Source organism: Flavobacterium lotistagni (assembly GCF_011392125.1).
Taxonomy (GTDB): domain Bacteria; phylum Bacteroidota; class Bacteroidia; order Flavobacteriales; family Flavobacteriaceae; genus Flavobacterium; species Flavobacterium lotistagni.
Genome location: NZ_JAAJBU010000014.1, coordinates 19,366 through 36,376, shown reverse-complemented (window position 1 = coordinate 36,376; position 17,011 = coordinate 19,366). Strand labels below are relative to the sequence as shown.

14 protein-coding genes are annotated in these 17,011 nt (G+C 42.6%); 6 read left to right on the top strand and 8 right to left on the bottom strand.

Annotated elements, in window-relative coordinates:
• The first annotated feature begins 183 nt into the window (after window positions 1-183).
• The 6 genes from G4D82_RS13130 (at window position 184) to G4D82_RS13105 (ending at window position 10,439) form a co-directional block, all read left to right on the top strand.
• Window positions 184-495 (top strand): hypothetical protein, encoded by a 312-nt coding sequence (locus tag G4D82_RS13130; RefSeq protein WP_166337756.1) that lies wholly within the window; start codon window positions 184-186, stop codon window positions 493-495.
• 163 nt (window positions 496-658) lie between these two features.
• Window positions 659-1,336, top strand: a complete 678-nt coding sequence (locus G4D82_RS13125; RefSeq protein WP_166337755.1) for an SDR family NAD(P)-dependent oxidoreductase — start codon at window positions 659-661, stop codon at window positions 1,334-1,336.
• A gap of 140 nt (window positions 1,337-1,476) precedes the next feature.
• Complete coding sequence (locus G4D82_RS13120; protein WP_166337754.1) at window positions 1,477-2,070, top strand: SprT-like domain-containing protein; 594 nt, start codon at window positions 1,477-1,479, stop codon at window positions 2,068-2,070.
• Between the two features lie 42 nt (window positions 2,071-2,112).
• The gene (locus G4D82_RS13115; RefSeq protein WP_166337753.1) at window positions 2,113-3,171 is read left to right on the top strand and encodes a mannose-1-phosphate guanylyltransferase; all 1,059 of its coding nucleotides are present in this window, start codon (window positions 2,113-2,115) and stop codon (window positions 3,169-3,171) included.
• A 145-nt stretch (window positions 3,172-3,316) separates the two neighbouring features.
• Complete coding sequence (locus G4D82_RS13110) at window positions 3,317-7,165, top strand: T9SS type B sorting domain-containing protein (RefSeq protein WP_166337752.1); 3,849 nt, start codon at window positions 3,317-3,319, stop codon at window positions 7,163-7,165.
• A gap of 40 nt (window positions 7,166-7,205) precedes the next feature.
• Window positions 7,206-10,439 carry a gliding motility-associated C-terminal domain-containing protein gene (locus G4D82_RS13105; RefSeq protein WP_166337751.1) on the top strand — a complete coding sequence of 1,078 codons (3,234 nt, stop codon included), beginning with the start codon at window positions 7,206-7,208 and terminating at the stop codon, window positions 10,437-10,439.
• Here the strand turns inward: G4D82_RS13105 and G4D82_RS13100 are convergent.
• The 8 genes from G4D82_RS13100 to G4D82_RS13065 all read right to left on the bottom strand — a co-directional run bounded on the left by G4D82_RS13100 (window position 10,436) and on the right by G4D82_RS13065 (window position 17,008).
• Window positions 10,436-11,197, bottom strand: a complete 762-nt coding sequence (locus G4D82_RS13100; RefSeq protein WP_166337750.1) for an ABC transporter ATP-binding protein — start codon at window positions 11,195-11,197, stop codon at window positions 10,436-10,438. The genes G4D82_RS13105 and G4D82_RS13100 overlap by 4 nt on opposite strands.
• Window positions 11,194-11,943 (bottom strand): MlaE family ABC transporter permease, encoded by a 750-nt coding sequence (locus G4D82_RS13095; RefSeq protein ID WP_166337749.1) that lies wholly within the window; start codon window positions 11,941-11,943, stop codon window positions 11,194-11,196. The genes G4D82_RS13100 and G4D82_RS13095 overlap by 4 nt, the downstream gene beginning before the upstream one ends.
• Before the next feature lie 225 nt (window positions 11,944-12,168).
• On the bottom strand, window positions 12,169-13,020 hold the full coding sequence (locus tag G4D82_RS13090) for a glycosyltransferase (RefSeq protein WP_166337748.1): 852 nt from the start codon (window positions 13,018-13,020) through the stop codon (window positions 12,169-12,171).
• 105 nt (window positions 13,021-13,125) lie between these two features.
• The gene (locus G4D82_RS13085) at window positions 13,126-13,758 is read right to left on the bottom strand and encodes a WG repeat-containing protein (RefSeq protein ID WP_166337747.1); all 633 of its coding nucleotides are present in this window, start codon (window positions 13,756-13,758) and stop codon (window positions 13,126-13,128) included.
• Between the two features lie 239 nt (window positions 13,759-13,997).
• Entirely contained in the window at window positions 13,998-14,525 is a 528-nt protein-coding gene (locus G4D82_RS13080; protein ID WP_166337746.1) for a class I SAM-dependent methyltransferase, read from the bottom strand.
• Window positions 14,526-14,636: 111 nt separating this feature from the next.
• Window positions 14,637-15,272 (bottom strand): WG repeat-containing protein, encoded by a 636-nt coding sequence (locus G4D82_RS13075; protein ID WP_166337745.1) that lies wholly within the window; start codon window positions 15,270-15,272, stop codon window positions 14,637-14,639.
• 176 nt (window positions 15,273-15,448) lie between these two features.
• On the bottom strand, window positions 15,449-16,507 hold the full coding sequence (locus G4D82_RS13070) for a 3-oxoacyl-ACP synthase III family protein (protein ID WP_166337744.1): 1,059 nt from the start codon (window positions 16,505-16,507) through the stop codon (window positions 15,449-15,451).
• A gap of 123 nt (window positions 16,508-16,630) precedes the next feature.
• Window positions 16,631-17,008, bottom strand: coding sequence for a group III truncated hemoglobin (locus tag G4D82_RS13065; RefSeq protein WP_166337743.1), 378 nt, complete (start codon window positions 17,006-17,008; stop codon window positions 16,631-16,633).
• Window positions 17,009-17,011: the final 3 nt, after the last annotated feature.

The following is a 17,011-nucleotide window of genomic DNA, read 5'->3' as shown; positions in this document are numbered from 1 at the left end:
CAGTTGCTCATTTGTTTTATGACGCCGAATTTTATTTTATACTTTGGCTTCTCAACAGAGAAACATTAAACAAATGTAACCAAATGCTCCGCGCCGGCACCCGTGTTTTGGTTGGTAATTTTTGAAAGTAATGGTTGGTCAAAGTGGGTGTCGGTCGGCGTGTTTATTAAAAATCAAGATTATATGAAACAGCGTGTTATCGTTTCTTTTTTCTTGCTGGCAACCCTTCTTTTTTTGAGTTTGTTGTTGCTCTATTCGACAAACAATTTTATTGAAATTCTGGCTTCCAAAGAGCTAAAAAAGAATACGCTTTTATTGGTTCCTGAATTTGTACGTCCTTTGTATGCCGGTTTTCCAAGCCCGATTGCGTTATTGTCTTATTGCCTGTTCACTTTGAGCGCTTTTTTGTTACTTAAAGAGCCTAAAGGCAGTTATAAAAGTCTGAGTCTAATTTCGTTTGTATTGCTTTTGATACTTTTGGTATTTTTCTTTTAGTAGGTGATGGAACGTTTTAAAATCTTCCTCGAAGTATATAGGCTGGAGATTCTTTTGGTGTGCATTTATGCTGGCCTCGGATTGTTGATATTTTACTTCATTTTTTAGGCAAGACCATCCTGATAAGCCGAAGCTTTTTTTGCTATTTTTACCGAAAAAAGTTTTGAAGAAAATCATCATCACCGGAACTTCACGCGGTATTGGCTATGCTTTAGCTTTGCAATTGGCTGAGGCCGGCCATGAAATATTAGCACTGTCACGAACGGTTCCGAGCCCTTTGGCACAACACCCGAATATTACTTGCCTTTCTGTAGATTTGGCCCATGCAGACGATTTACAACTGGTAGCCCAATTTTTAGCAACTTCCTGGAAAAGTGTTGATGCCATCGTGCACAATGCGGGCACTTTACTGCTCAAGCCTTTTGTCGAAACCACATACGAAGATTTTGAGCGTATTTACCAAGTGAATGTTTTTGCAGTAGCGGCCTTAACCAAGCTTTGTCTGCCATATCTGAAAAATGGCAGTCATGTGGTCTCAATCAGTTCGATGGGCGGCGTGCAGGGCAGTATGAAATTTGCCGGACTTTCGGCTTATAGTTCGAGCAAAGGTGCGCTGATTACCTTAACTGAATTGCTGGCCGAAGAATACAAAGAGCAAGGCATTGCCTTCAATGTTTTGGCCATCGGTGCGGTGCAGACTGAAATGCTGGCGGAAGCTTTTCCGGGTTACGAGGCGCCGCTGACCGCAGCACAAATGGCGGATTATATAGCCAACTTCACCTTGACCGGAAACCAGTATTACAACGGGAAAATCTTGCAGGTTTCGGCTTCGACACCGTAATTTTCTTGTTTTGGGAATTCGTTCTTTATGCCGGATAGCCATAGCCCTGACAGCAGCGGCATCCTTTTTAAACCTGGAAGGTTTGAAAAGATATAGCGGATGGCAGGTTCCCGGCTTCTAATAAAAACCCAGTACTTTTCATGAATGAAACTTTAGCGAAATACCTGCCGCAACACGCTGTGAAACCGGTTTTCGACTTGATTGTGGCCAATGAAGTGCACCTGAAGATTGTCAATGAGCGCGTGACCCGACATGGCGATTACCGCAAAGGCCCCAGCGGCAAACACGAGATTACGGTGAATGCGAGCCTGAACCAATACAAATTTTTGATTACGCTGATTCACGAGATTTCGCATTTGGTGGCTTTTGAGAAATTCGGACGCCAGATCAAACCGCATGGCAATGAGTGGAAATATACTTTCCAGCGGCTGATGGTTCCGTTTATTCGGCCAGAGATTTTTCCGGCGCAGTTGCTTCCGTTGTTGGCCCGGCATTTTAAAAACCCAAGCGCCAGCAGCGATGTAGACGCGACTTTAACATTGGCTCTAAAACAGTTTGACCAAAGAACCGATAAAAATTATATCTTTGAAATCCCTTACGGAAGCCGGTTTCGGATCCATAATGGTAAGATTTTTCAGAAAGGAGCCTTGCGTACCAAACGTTATGAATGTATCGAGATCAGCTCCGGAAGAATGTACCTTTTTAACCCGAACGCAGAAGTGGAATTGCTTTAAAACACAATTTTTCAAGGGTTTAACGTTTAAATAAAATAAAGAATGAACAAGAATTATTATGCGATATTAATGGCTGGTGGCGTAGGTTCGCGTTTTTGGCCGGTCAGTACGACGGATTTTCCGAAGCAGTTCCACGATATGTTGGGTGCCGGGGAAACCTTAATTCAGAAAACCTTCAGCCGTTTGGCGAAGCTGATTCCGGTTGAGAATATCTTGATTTTAACCAATGAGAAATACAACCATATTGTCCTAGAGCAATTGCCTCAAGTAAAGCAAGACCAAGTGTTGCTCGAACCAGCGATGCGAAACACAGCGCCCTGTATTTTATATGCGTCGATGAAAATCAAGAAGCAAAACCCAGACGCGGTAATGGTCGTAGCGCCAAGCGATCACTGGATTGAAGACGAAGCAGCATTTACCCGGAACTTGCAACAATGTTTCGATTTTTGCTCGGCCGAAAATGCCCTCATGACTTTGGGCATTCAACCGACTTTTCCGAACACCGGTTTTGGCTATATCGAATTTGATAAAACCGACAACAATGCCATTAAAAAAGTAAAACAGTTCCGTGAGAAACCAGATTATGAAACCGCAAAATCGTTCTTGGAAAGTGGCAACTTTTTATGGAACGGTGGGATTTTTATTTGGAGCGTGAAATCGATTACCGAAGCTTTTGAAAAGTTCCAACCGCAGATGAACGCTTTGTTTAATAAAGGCTGGAACGATTATAATACTTCGGCTGAAAAAGAGTTCATTGCCGAGAATTATGCCAACGCGGAAAACGTTTCGATTGATTATGCGGTGATGGAAAATGCTTCGAACGTGTATGTGCTTCCGGCAACATTTGACTGGAACGACCTAGGAACTTGGGGCTCACTACACGAAAAACTCGATAAAGACAGCAACCACAATGCGGTGGTGAATGCAATAGTCTTTCTAGAGAATGCCTCGCATAATATTATCCGATCCGATACTGATAAACTCATCGTAATTGATGGGCTCACGGATTACATCATCGTCGATAATAAAGACACGCTGCTGATTTACCCCAAAAGCAAAGAGCAGGAAATCAAAGGCGTGGTCAGCCAACTCAAACGATAATTCAAGGCGGGAAATTGCTCCCGCTTTTTTTTTGGTTTTTTCGAATTCTCATTCAAAATACTTGAATACTAATTCGAGGTCGTTGTTTTTCAAAAAAAGAATGTACTTTTAAAGAATAAAGTATCTCCCGATTCAAATGACTGCCATGAGAAAAGAACGATTCACCAATAGTTGGCCTTTGTTTTTTGTATTAATGTTCTTTTTTGGCGGGCAAGTGGCTTTTCCCCAACTCAACAATTTTACGCTTTCAGTCACCAAAACCGATGAAAGCTGTACCGCGAACGGAACTCTGAATTTCAATGTTTCCAATATTACTCCGGGTGCAACTGTGGTTTATCAAGTGTACCGATTGCCCGATTTAGTGAACGCCATAGTAGAAACCAACGCAACTGTTTTTACCGGGCTAACCGCCGGAAGTTATCAGGTTGTCGCCACCCAGTTTCTCGGGAATTTAAGTTCGTCGCAGCAACAAACCGTTAGTATTCAGAACACCATAGTGCCGTTGCAATACAATGTTACCAGCGATCCGGTGGTGTGTAATTCGGTCGGAACCATGACGGTAAACGTGACCAGTGGAAATCCGGTAAGCTACGAAATTATAGCAGGTTCGGTAATTGTGCCGCCACAATCTTCTAATGTTTTTGCGAACATGCCCATCGGCGAGTATGATATTAGGGTGATTGATAATTGCGGCGACGGCGTAGTAAAGACCTTCCGGATTTTAGAAGCGCCTTCAACGATATACTTAAGTATAGCACCTGCTCAAGAAGAGTGCGACCTTCTTTCATGTACAACTCGTTTAGTAGAGTTTAGAGCGAATCCTCCAGAGGGATATACGATGAGCTATCCGTTGAATGCGGAACTTACGGTTTTTCCGCCAGATGGGTCAGAGCCCTTTGTCGTGAATCAGGTCATTGAATCGGGAGGAGTGACCTTTTGCTATTTTTCGTTTGAGATTCCTTTTTATGACGTTGAGGTTTTTCAGGTGAATGTTAGGATAACCGATCAATGCGGCGGTACGGTCCAACAGGAGAACATCCCGATTACTAGCATTAGAAGGCACTTCATTGAGGGTCAGTTTCCACGGTCTTGTTTGAACGAATTGAATATTGGCGCGTGTGGCTATTTACCGCCTTATACCGTAGAATTTTTGAGTACTCCGTCGGGGTTTGACCCTTTAATTTATAATGCGCAGCACCCCGGGCCTATGAATTTCATGGGATACCATTCCACACCCGAGCATCAAATGCCGGAAGGCGAATATGTAGTGAGGGTTACCGACCATTGCGGTAGCGTTTTCGAGGAGGAATTAACCGTCAAGAAGTCTGTCACGAAAGCGGAAATGGGATCTGGATATATGGGTTGTGATTTCGTCTCTACCGTGGTTATTGGGCCGGGCGTTTTGCCGCAAACTGTTTTTATAACTGAGGCGCCGCAAGCGTTTGGCCATGATTTACCTTATGATGTGTCTTTTAATATTCGCGAGAATGGTTTTTTTGAAATGGGTTTTACGGTTCCCGGAACTTATGTTTTTCAAGGAACCAATCTTTGCGGTGATTTTTATTCCATTGAGATTATAATTCCGGCTTCATCTCTTAAGCTTTTACTGGGTTACCAGCTAGATTATCGTGGTTGTTTGAATGACCATAATTCAATTTTCTTCACCTTGTTCGACCCCGGAGCAGACGATCAACAACTGTTAACAGCACCCGATTTGAGTACCGTTTTCATTACTCAAGCACCGCCCAATTTTTTGCATGATTTGCCCTATGACGTGAGCTCGTCGATTGATGAAGACGATCAATTTACAGGAACTATTCCGGGAATCGTTCCGGGGAATTACATGGTAGTCGCTACCGATGTGTGCGGAGTGCCTCATCCCCAAATCATTAATGTGCCGTTAGTACCGCCGTCGCCGCCCGACCCAAAAATTTTAAGTGGATGCGATCCCGGAATGGGCTCGGTGGCATTTTCAGGCTCGGGAATCAATCTGGTATCGGTGATTATGCAGAACGCTCCCACCACTTTTTCGCATTCGATGCCTTACGATGTTTCCTTTAATATTGACTTTAATGGCGGTTTTTCGATGAATACGCTACCTGAAGGCGATTATACTTTTTATCTGAAAGATGAATGTGGTAATGAATACACAACGACCGCATTTGTTGTCGGTTTGGCTACCGAAGCCAATATATTTGAACTTCACGGAAATTGCGGCTCGTTTGATGTGCTTTTGTATAACCTGACCAACACCTCCAATATTCAAAGGAATTTTTGGTTGCAGAAGTATAACCCTAGTACGCAACAATGGGTACATCCGTATACGAATTTGGTTTACGCTCCAGGAACGGTGCCCAATGCAAATAATTCCTTATTAATCCAGAACTATAGCACTAATTTCAATATTGCTGCTTTGGGAAAGTTCCGAATTGTACGCTCTCATTTGATCTATCCTAACGCAGCTTCCTATACTTTTAACTACTGCGTCACAGTGATTCGGGAATTCGAGTATACCGGAGAATTGAAATTGACCGATGCCCGGACAATTCCTTGTAGTAATGACAGTTACAATGTATTTGTTTCGGCTGTTGGTGTTGCGCCACTGCATTATTTTATTACTTCTAGAAACGGTCAGGATTTTTTTATTGATAACGGTTCTTCGAATACCTTTGCGAACCTGCAATCCGGGATTTACAATTTCCAAGTACGCGACAATTGCGGCAACATTGTCAATCGGGTGTATGATATTACCACGTTGGCCGAACCTGAAATTACCTCAAGTGTTTTGTGCGAAGGGCGAAACGAATTTCTCTCGGTAGTGGCGTTTTCGTTTTTCAACTATCAATGGTGGAAGGCAGACAATCCGACCCAAATTTTAAGCACGACCAATAGTTTGTCGTTTTCGCCTTTTTCCAGTACACTAACTCCCGGAACTTACTATGTGAGAATATATTCCAACTCAGGGCTCACTTGCCTAGAACGGGTACTGAGTTTCGTAGTCAATCCACCGGTACTTCCCAACGCCGGCGGCAACGGGCAAAGGCATTTTTGTGGAACCGTAGAGAATTTAGACTTGTTCAGTTTGCTCGCTGCGCCTTATGATTCAGGTGGTTCTTGGATTCAGACCTCACCCGGCGGCGCATTGAATGATAATGTATGGTCGTCTGCGGGGCTTTCTACCGGAAACTATAGTTTCAATTATATGGTGCATGATTTATGTGATAACTACGATGTGGCTACTGTTGAATTGCACCTGAGCGAGATTCCGCCCAATCCGATAGTGCAAGTCGATCCCGGATTTTGTAATCTCGACCCGATTTCTTTTAACGTCGATACGATTGAAAATGCCACCTATTCTTGGACAGGTCCTGGCGGATTTACCTCGGAAGAACAAAACCCGACACTTGAAAGTAATACGGTGGCCAATAGCGGAACTTATACCGTAACGGCAACTTTGGCGGGCTGCCAATCGACGACTTCAGTAAATGTTGACCTGTTGCCATCTCCGGATTTCAGTATTGAAACCTCTTGCGTGAATGGCCAATATACGCTGACCGTAAAACCCAGAAATGGAAGTTTTGACCCTCAAACGGCCAGTTATTCCTGGGCCGGACCCGAGCAGTTTGTTCAGTATCAGAACCCAATACAGATTACCGATTTGCCCACCGGAGTTTATCAGGTGACTGTAACCAATACTGACGGTTGTTCCGCATCACAGTCGATTGACGTTACCGGCACCAAATGTACCATCACCAACTATATTTCGGCCAACAACGATTCCTCAAACGACAACTTGAACCTGTCCGGACTCAACGTAAAACGGATAGAGATTTACAGCCGTTGGGGCAGATTGGTTTATGATCAAAATAACTATATCGATCAATGGCACGGCCAAAACAACAGTGGCGACGCCTTGCCTGATTCTACGTATTACTACATCGCCTATTTAGCTTCTGGCGAAGAAAAGCAGGGTTGGGTATTTGTGACGCATTAAAATCATATCTTTGGGTTAAACGATTGAAGAACTATTGTCTATGGGGCAAATAAAGCTAGTCAGGCAAATCATTTTGTGGGGTTTCTTACTCACCAGCCTAATGTTGCGCGCCCAACTCGCCGATTTCAGTTTGCAGGTGACACCGGTTACGGAAAGTTGTACCGCTAACGGGCGATTGAATTTTCAGGTCACTAATACTACGGTCGGCGCAACAGTTTTGTACACGATTTATAGATTGCCCAATACCACGGTGCCTATTGCGGTAACCGACGAGAATACTCTGACCGGTTTGGTTTCAGCTACATATCGTGTAGTGGCGACCCAATCTTTAGGCGATTTGAGTAACAGCCAGCAGCAAGAGGTTTTTATTACCGATACCATTATTGATTTAAGCTATACGCTGCAAACCAAAAACGAGATTTGCGGCAATGACGGTAGGATAACCATAACCATTACCAATAGTGTTGCGGTTTCTTATGAAATATTTGCCGGCCCAGTTATCCGACCATTACAAACCTCCAATATATTCGAGAATCTTCCAGCTGGGAATTATAATGTTCGGGTTTTTGATGCTTGTGGGGAAGGAGTAGCAAGAACAGCCACGGTGACCGCTACACCGCCTGGGTTAGCAATCGGTGGCAGCAGTGCTTCCTTTTCAGGATGTAATAACTTGAGTGTTTCAAATAGTGTTTATAGTACGTCAGGGCATGTTATTGCTTATCCGCTCACGATTCAAATTACTGCTTTTTCTCCGACTGGACCGCCCTTAATTTTCAATGATAGCAATCCTGCTGGATCTGCGATTGCTAACTCTTTTAATTTTACGGTTCCGGTTTCCTACACTTCATATAATGTCAAAGTTTTAGATGGATGTGGTTACCAATATAATCAAAATAACTTGCCCATTACTTTACCTGTTCCTAGGGTTAATCTAACCTCTGCCACGGTGATTTGTGATATCAAGAACCTTAACGTATCAGGAGTCAATATGACGGCCCCGTTAACGATTCAGTTTTTATCAGCCCCCGCAGGTTTTGATCCGTTGGTGTTTAACGCCAATCATCTATTGCCTTTCAACGGTTCGCGAACCTATTATAATGCATCGATACCACTGCCTGAGGGAAGCTATACTGTGAAACTGACCGATGCTTGTGGGAGGACAGCTACAGGATCTAGACAAATCACACCATCAAGTCCTGGAACAGTAGCGGCTATCGTATATCCGGGATGCGAAAGTGATCGGGGCGGAATAATCGTGACGGGTGTTCCTTCTATAGTTAGTGGGGAACTCATTATAGCGCCGGCAGGATATCCCTTCACTTTACCTCAAGATTTGAGTAATTATTTTACCGGAAGTACTATTTCAATGGGGTCTTTAATTCCTGGTACCTACGTTTTCAGGACTGTAAACAGTTGTGGTCAAATAAAAGAGGCTACCGCTCAAGTGGTTGGTTTGACCAGCGGGCCAGCTACAGCTACTATTACTGAGAACTGCGATTCATTCAATATTGCATTCAGACAGCAGACCAATGCCCGAATTGTCTCATATTGGATGCAAAAATTCTATCCAGCTACCAATCAGTGGGGGCATCCAATTACAGGATACATAGGTACTCCGAATCAAGTCAATCAATCGAATGCATATGTACTCAATATTTCCGGAACTAATACCAACATACAATCCAGCGGTCAATTCAGGGTGGTGCGACGCCTATTAGAGGTCGAAGATGGTGAACAACTAACATCTGAATGCCTCGATGTAGTTTATAATTTCGAGTATTATGTCGGCCCTCGGATTCTGAGTGTCTATTCATTCGAATGTGAGAACAGTCTCTACGACGCCGTCGTGATCGCTCAAGGCTATGGGCCGCTCAAGTACAGGATTACTGCCAAGAACGGCCAGCCATTTTTTGTCAACAATAATTTTTCGAATATTTTTCTAGGCTTGGAACCTACAGTGTATAATTTTCAAATTGAAGATGCGTGCGGAAATATTCTCAACAGCTTGTTCGATATTTCCAACCCGAGCCTTTTCCCGATAGCGGCAACACCTTTCTGTGAAGGCCAAAGCGGTTCACTATCTGTTCCGGGCTATGATTTTCTGCATTATGAATGGCGAAAAGGAAATAATCCGACCGTTATCGCTACAACCAATACTTTGAATTTTCCCAACTTCAGTGCCGCAGCAAATAACGGAACCTATTTCGTAAGAGTGTATTATGACGGCAACCCTAATTCCTGTGTTGATTTCACGGTAAATTATCAGATTAATGTGAGCACAACTGCGCCTAATGCCGGCGCTGGCCAAAATGTTGCCTATTGCGGACCACAAGGCGTTGTCGATTTGTTTTCGTTGCTTTCCGGGGATTATGATTCCAATGGAGTTTGGAGTGAAACTAGTAACAGTGGTTCATTGGTTCAAAATCTGTGGGATTCTTCCGCGATAGTCAACGGGAATTTCCTATTTCAATACACGGTCAATGGTTCTTGTGGCCAATCGGATCAATCCAATGTAGGCATTGTAATCCATCCGCAGCCCCAGACACCAATTGCTTCACTTGAGCAAGTCGTTTGTGATTCCCAAACCATTCAATTGGCTGCAAGTGCAATCCCTTTTGGAGATTACTTTTGGACAGGCCCGAATGGTTTTACATCGTCTGAGCAAAATCCGTCGATAACCAATGTTTCTATAGAAAATCAGGGAATTTACACGGTGAACTCCCAGACCGCTGATTGCCAGTCTGGCCAAACCAATATCGAGATTGTTGTTAATGCACTACCGCAATTCACGCTCGAAAAAGGTTGCTTAAGTGGGCAGTATACCCTTAGCGTGAATCCGGAAAACAAATCCTTTGATGGTGCCACAGCCAACTATTCTTGGACTGGGCCCGAAGGTTTTACCAGTTCGGAAAACCCAGTCAGGATTACTGGTTTGCCTGGTGGAACCTATGGCGTGACTGTCACTAATGCAGCAGGTTGCGCTACCGAAGCTTCTATTGCCGTTCTCGGTACCCAATGCAGTATTCCCAATGTGATTACGCCCAATGGCGATACAGTTAATGACGTATTCGACCTTTCTGGTTTGGTAATCAGAAAATTAGAAATCTATAACCGTTGGGGAAGATTGGTTTTTAACCAAAACAATTATACCAATCAATGGCACGGCCAAAACAACAATGGCGACGCCTTGGCTGATTCGACCTATTACTACATCGCCTATTTGGCTACCGGGGAAGAAAAGCAGGGTTGGGTATTTGTGACCGGCAACCATTAGCCTTTGAGGTAGGCTTCCCTGACTTTCTTGAACAGGTTCGAGGAATAGACAAAATCGGTTACTGCTTTATTGTCGGTTCTGAAAATTTCCTCTTTGGTGCCTTGCCAAGCCTTGAGCCCGTTTTTCAAAAAAACGATGTTCTCACCAATTTCCATTACCGAGTTCATGTCGTGGGTATTGATGACGGTAGTAATATTGTATTCTTCGGTGATTTCCTTAATCAGATTATCAATCAAAATGGAGGTGTTCGGATCGAGCCCTGAATTCGGTTCGTCGCAAAAAAGATATTGCGGATTATTTACAATGGCGCGTGCAATGGCCACCCGTTTTTGCATTCCACCCGAAATTTCCGACGGCAATTTTTTATTGGCATCGACCAAATTCACTCTTTTAAGTACAAAATCTACGCGGTCTTGGATTTCCGATTTCGAATTGTGGGTAAACATCTTCAGTGGAAAGCCTACGTTTTCTTCGACCGTCATCGAATCGAACAACGCACTGCCTTGAAATACCATTCCTATTTCTGTGCGCAGTTCGCGTTTTTCATCCTTAGTTAGGTCAGAATAAATCCGGCCGTCGAACGAAATCGTACCTGAATCTGGTGTGTGGATGCCGAGCAAACTTTTAAGCAAAACCGTTTTCCCCGAGCCACTCTGCCCAATAATCAGGTTGGTTTTCCCGGTTTCAAAAACCATCGAAACCCCTTTAAGCACTTTCGAATCGCCGAACGATTTTACAAGATTTTTTACTTCAATCATGATGCGAGTAGCATTTGGGTAAGAATGTAGTTCATCAAAATAATTGTCACTGAAGTCCATACGAACGAAACCGTACTGGCTTTACCAACTTCTAGAGCACCACCTTTCATATAATAACCGTGGAATGATGGAATTGTCGCGAGCAACAAGGCAAACACAAAAGTCTTGATGAACGCATAAGCAATGTGAAACGGAATAAAATCTTTTTGCAAACCGCCAATAAATTCATCGCTCGATCCGAAACCGCCATAAACCGCCGCAATCCAGCCGCCGAGAATGCCTAAAAACATGCTGATTCCAATCACGAAAGGGAAAAGCTGCAAAGCGATGATTTTTGGAAAGACCAAATAATTCAATGAATTGACGCCCATCACTTCCAGTGCGTCGATTTGTTCGGTCACGCGCATGGTACCGATACTTGAAGTAATAAACGAGCCCATTTTTCCGGCCATAATAATTGAAATGAAAGTAGGGGCGAACTCCAGAATCACCGATTGGCGCGTGGCAAAACCGATAAGGTATTTCGGAATCAACGGATTGGTCAGGTTTAGCGCGGTTTGAATCGCGACCACGCCACCCACAAAAAACGAAATAAAAGCCACAATCCCGAGCGAATCAATAATCAAATCATCGATTTCCTTGAGTATCAAAGTGCGCATCACAGACCATTTGGTGGGTTTGTTGAAAATCTCTTTCCACATCAAAAAGTACTTTCCAATCTGCGATAAATAGCGAACGAGCATCATATTTTTTAAATATGCGCTAAAATAGGAAGAAGTTGTCAGTTCTCGGTTATGGGTTGTTGGTTTTTTTGGGCGTGACCACAAGGGTCGGGCTGTTCGCTAGACCCGAGCGATAGCGAATTGATCGAATACCGCTGAATAATATTGTCGCAATGAGATAAGTCCTCGCCGGCTCCGCTGCGCTACGCCGCCTGTGGGCTGCCGCTGCCATCCCTCACGCAATCTTTTCTATCCAAGCACCTTAGCTTTCATTTTTGAGAGGCGGTATTGCCGGATGAATCGGGCTTGTTCCTGTGTTACCATTATCGGTTGGCGCGCTGATTGGGCTTTCCAAAAACCTCGAATATAGTCTAGAAATAATAGCGGCTTTTTCTTCATCAAGGCCAATTTCGCCGAAGCAATGGCCGTAATCCAGAAACCATAACCCAAACGATAGAAAGCTTCCCCTTGCTTGAACCGTGCCGCTTGACTGTAATTGGCACCGGTGGGTTTGAGGTGTTTCACTTTCAAAGTATCGTCGGTAACTACTTTCCAGCCGTAGAATTTCGCGAGCAGTTCGTCAACCGTATCCCAACCCATGGCCGGTTTGAGTCCGCCGATTTGCTCGAAACATTCTTTCCGGTAAGCCTTGAACGCACCGCGAATATGGTCTTTATCGGTCAGGTTTTCTAAAACCCAATCACCGTTTTTTTCTATGTAAGCAAAGCCGCCCACCATGCCGATGCTAGCATCTGACTGAAAATGTCGGGCAATCGTTTCAAAATAATGCTCGGGCAAAATCAAATCCGCATCGAGCTTAACAATAAAATCGTAGGGTTCGTTTAAGTTTTCTATACCTTTTTCAAAAGCCCGAATGACTTTACTTCCGGGTTGGTGCTCGGCTGCAGAAGTACTGTTAATGATTTTCCAAGACGAATATTTTTTTACGAATTCTTCAGCAATAGTTGATGTTGCATCGGTAGAATGGTCGTTCACGATGACCACGGCTTTGGGCGGTAAAGTTTGCTGAGCCACCGAATGCAGCATGGCACCAATATATTGCGCCTCATTGTGCGCCGGAATAATCAAACAGTATTGCATTATCAATTGATTCTGGGCCAAAAGTAGCTAAAACCTTTGGTATAAAATAAGAAAGAGGGATTCCTTTGTCAGAAAATCCCTCTCTCAAGTTCAAAATAGATTTGGTTAATTGGAATCGGCAACAGCGCCTTTTTTCTTAAATGCTTCGATATTGTCATAGACTACTGGAATGACTTCTTTTCCAGTTTTGTCAATAAATCCTAATTTGTCTTTGCGGTCTTTCACGAGTGCCCAGTTTTTACGCACCTTGTCGAATTTCTCGATATCTACGTATTTCACCGGAACAATAATGTTGCCTTCTTTATCTAAGAAACCTTTCATACCGTCGGCTTCTACGAGCATCCATTCTTTGGCATAGTCGCCAAAACCGCCAATTTTATCGTAAATCGGAGGAACGATTTCTTTACCTAAATCATCAATAAAACCGTATTTGCCCTCTTTCTGTACCAATGACCAGCCTTCGTTGAGCGTGCCATAGGCGTTAATCACTTCATATTTTGGTTCTACAATGATTTTTCCTTTTTTGTCGATAAAACCGTAAAGGTTGTTGAGCCCGACTTTCGACCAGTTCAGGTGTACTTTGTCAAACTCATCGACAGAGTTGTATTTGGTCGGGATGATCTCAACGCCATTTTCGTTGATAACCCCAAATTTATCATCAGAGCTGACGATAAATAATTTTTGCCCGAAAGAAACCGAGCATAAAGCCAATGCTGCGTAGGTGTAGATTGCTTTCATAGAATTGAATTTAGTTTTGTTAAATGTTTTGTTCATTATTACGCAGCAATATTACGATGATTTGCCGATGAAAAGCAAATAATATCGATGAAATACACTAATTAACAAAAAATAAGTGTAAAAAACTTACAATTTTAAATTATAAACTAATCATCGAGTTGACTTTGAGAACAGAATCGCAATCACCTCTTAAAGAGAGTAGTGAATATTAAAAAAGTGAAATTAAAGTATTGTCAAAGCTAGAGTTGTTGCCGCTCCGCGTACACCAAATAATATCGATTGGTAAATAGTCTAAGTAAGGGTCGAATCCCGATTTGTTTTACAGGATGGGTCCATTGCTGGCGGTCGATGATCTTCCAGCCGGTTTTCTCCAAAAGCCAATCGAGTTGCCAAGCCTCGAACTCGTGATAATGGCGGTCCCAAGGATCGGTTTTGCTTCTGTAAGCAGGCGAAAACCATAATCTTAACGGAACTGAAATCAGCAGTTTATCGGATTTGATTTCTTTCAGAACAGTATAAGGATTCAATAAATGTTCGAAAATTTCGAAAGCCGTCACCACGTCAGCAGGTTGTTCTGAGAAAACACTTTGGTCTTCATCGAGATCTTCTCCGGTAGTATTCTCCACTTGGTAACCTTCATTTTTCATAAGATCTGAAAACGGATTTTCTACACCCAAATCCAAAATTCTTTCATCGGTAGGAATGTGCTTTTTCAAGAAAGCCAGCGTCAGATTAAAGCGTTTAACGGGGAAACTATTCTCGTACATCTATTGTTGTATTAGTTTATAGGCGACAAATATAAGAAACACGAACAGCGTTTAAATAAAAAAAGGGATCCCAAAATGAAATCCCTTTTAATAGTTAGGTCAATATTTTTCTTAGTCTACGTTGGCTAAAGCTGTTGGTTTCTTCACAAAAGCTTCGATGTTGTCGTAAACCACAGGAATCACTTCCTTTCCAGTTTTGTCGATAAAGCCCAGCTTATCTTTACTGTCTTTCACCAGTGACCAGTTCTTTCTCACGTTGTCGAACTTGTCTACTTGAGTGTATTTAATCGGAACAATTACGTTTCCATCTTTATCTACGAAGCCTTTCAAACCGTTGGCTTCTACGAGCATCCAGTCTTTGGCATAATCTCCAAAGGCGCCCACTTTGTCATAAACCGGAGCCACAATTTCTTTTCCGGCATTGTCGATAAAACCAAATTTACCGTCTTTTTTTACTAATGCCCAACCTTCATGGAAAACGCCGTAAGCATTAATTTCTTGATATTTTGGTTCGATAATAATTTTACCGGTTTTGTCGATAAATCCGTAAAGATTGTCTAATCCAACTTTCGACCAGTTTGGGTGAATTTTATCAAACTCATCGACTGAAGTATATTTAGTGGGGATAATTTCAACACCGTTTTCATTGACAACACCGAATTTGTTGTCAGAGTTCACAATGAATAACTGTTGCGCGAACGAAAAAGTGCATAACGCTAAGGCAGCACAAGTGTAGATTACTTTCATAAAATTGAGATTTAGGGATTAATTCTGTTTTTTAACACACTGCAATACTATGACGATTTGTCGTTTAAAAACAAAAAAAATCGATGAAATGCGTAAAATAAAATAAAAATAATGTATAAATCTTACAAAAAGATATTTTGGCTACAAATTTTTTGTAAAAAGATAAGAGTTGTTTTTCAATACCGATAAACGAAAGCGTTGATGTTCATTCCGGCGCCCACTGAGGCAAAAATGATGATATCGTCTTTATGGATTTCATGGTCTTGAATTTGATTTCTAATCAACAAATCAAATAATGTAGGAATAGTCGCTACACTGCTGTTGCCCAGCAGGTGAATACTCATCGGCATAATGTTATCGGGCATTTCTCGTCCGTAAAGTTTGTAGAACCGACTCACGATGGCTTCATCCATTTTTTCGTTGGCTTGATGAATCAGTACTTTTTTGACATCATCGATCGATATTCCGCTTTTGTCCAGACAGGTTTTCATCGCCATGGGCACTTGGCTAATGGCGAATTCGTAAATTTTTCGGCCTTGCATTTTGATGTATCGCACATCCGGATCCAGATTTTTATTGTAGGAATTCCCGAAATACAGATAGTTCGCTTCCTGATAAGTATAAGAAGCGCTTTCGTACGCGAGCAAACCATCACTATCTTCGCAGCTTTCCAAAATTGAGGCTCCTGCGCCATCCGAATAAATCATACTATCGCGGTCATGAATGTCCACCACGCGAGATAAAGTTTCCGCGCCAATCACCAAACATCTTTTTGCCATTCCAGACTTAATAAAGGCATTGGCTTGCAGCACACCTTCCACCCAACCCGGGCAACCGAAAAGAATATCATAAGCCACACATTTCGGATTCTGAATTTTCAGTTTGGATTTCACGCGCGTCCCCAAACTCGGTAGAATATCAGACTGGATCGCGCCTTGCTTGACATCGCCAAAGTTGTGTGCAAAGATGATGTAGTCGATAGTTTCGGCGTCAATATTGGCGTTTTCAATGGCTTTTTCGGCAGCTAAAAAACCCAAATCTGAAGTCAGCAGATGTGCTTCGGCATAACGCCTTTCTTGAATGCCGGTAATTTCCTGGAATTTTCTAGCAACAATATCATTAGAATAGGGAAATGGGCTTCCGTCTTCATTAAGAAAAACATGCTCGCTGAAATCTGAATTTCTCATTTTGACTTCCGGAATATAGCTGCCAGAGCCGGTGATTTTGATGTTCATGGGTAACGATTTTGAAACGAAGGTATCGATTATAAACAGTCAAAGTTCGAAACCGGCGAAAGAATAAAAGCGAATTGCGGAATCTGGTTTACAACTCAAAATAAATTATTGATGTCATAATTTTCACGCGTTTTTCTGAGCAATCTTAATCTGCATCACCGTCGCAATACTCAAAGCATTGGTTTTAATCTGTTCTGCTTTTTCACCCGCGAAATTCTCATCGACAGCGGCGTAAAAATGATCGAGCCAAATCTTAAAAAGTTCCGGTGATAGATACGATTTCTCGCTCACATCCAAATGGATTTGCGTCAAATTTTTGGTATATCCGCCAGTTCCTAAAACAGCTTGCGACCAAAAGGTAACTAAAATAGGTAAGTGTTCTTCAAGCTTGATTTTGACCACATCAGTGAAAATGTAACTGATTTTTTCGTCAGCTAGTAACTTCTTGTAAAACTCATCTACCAGCAAATACAAATCGTCCTGATTATCTATGTCTTTCATTTT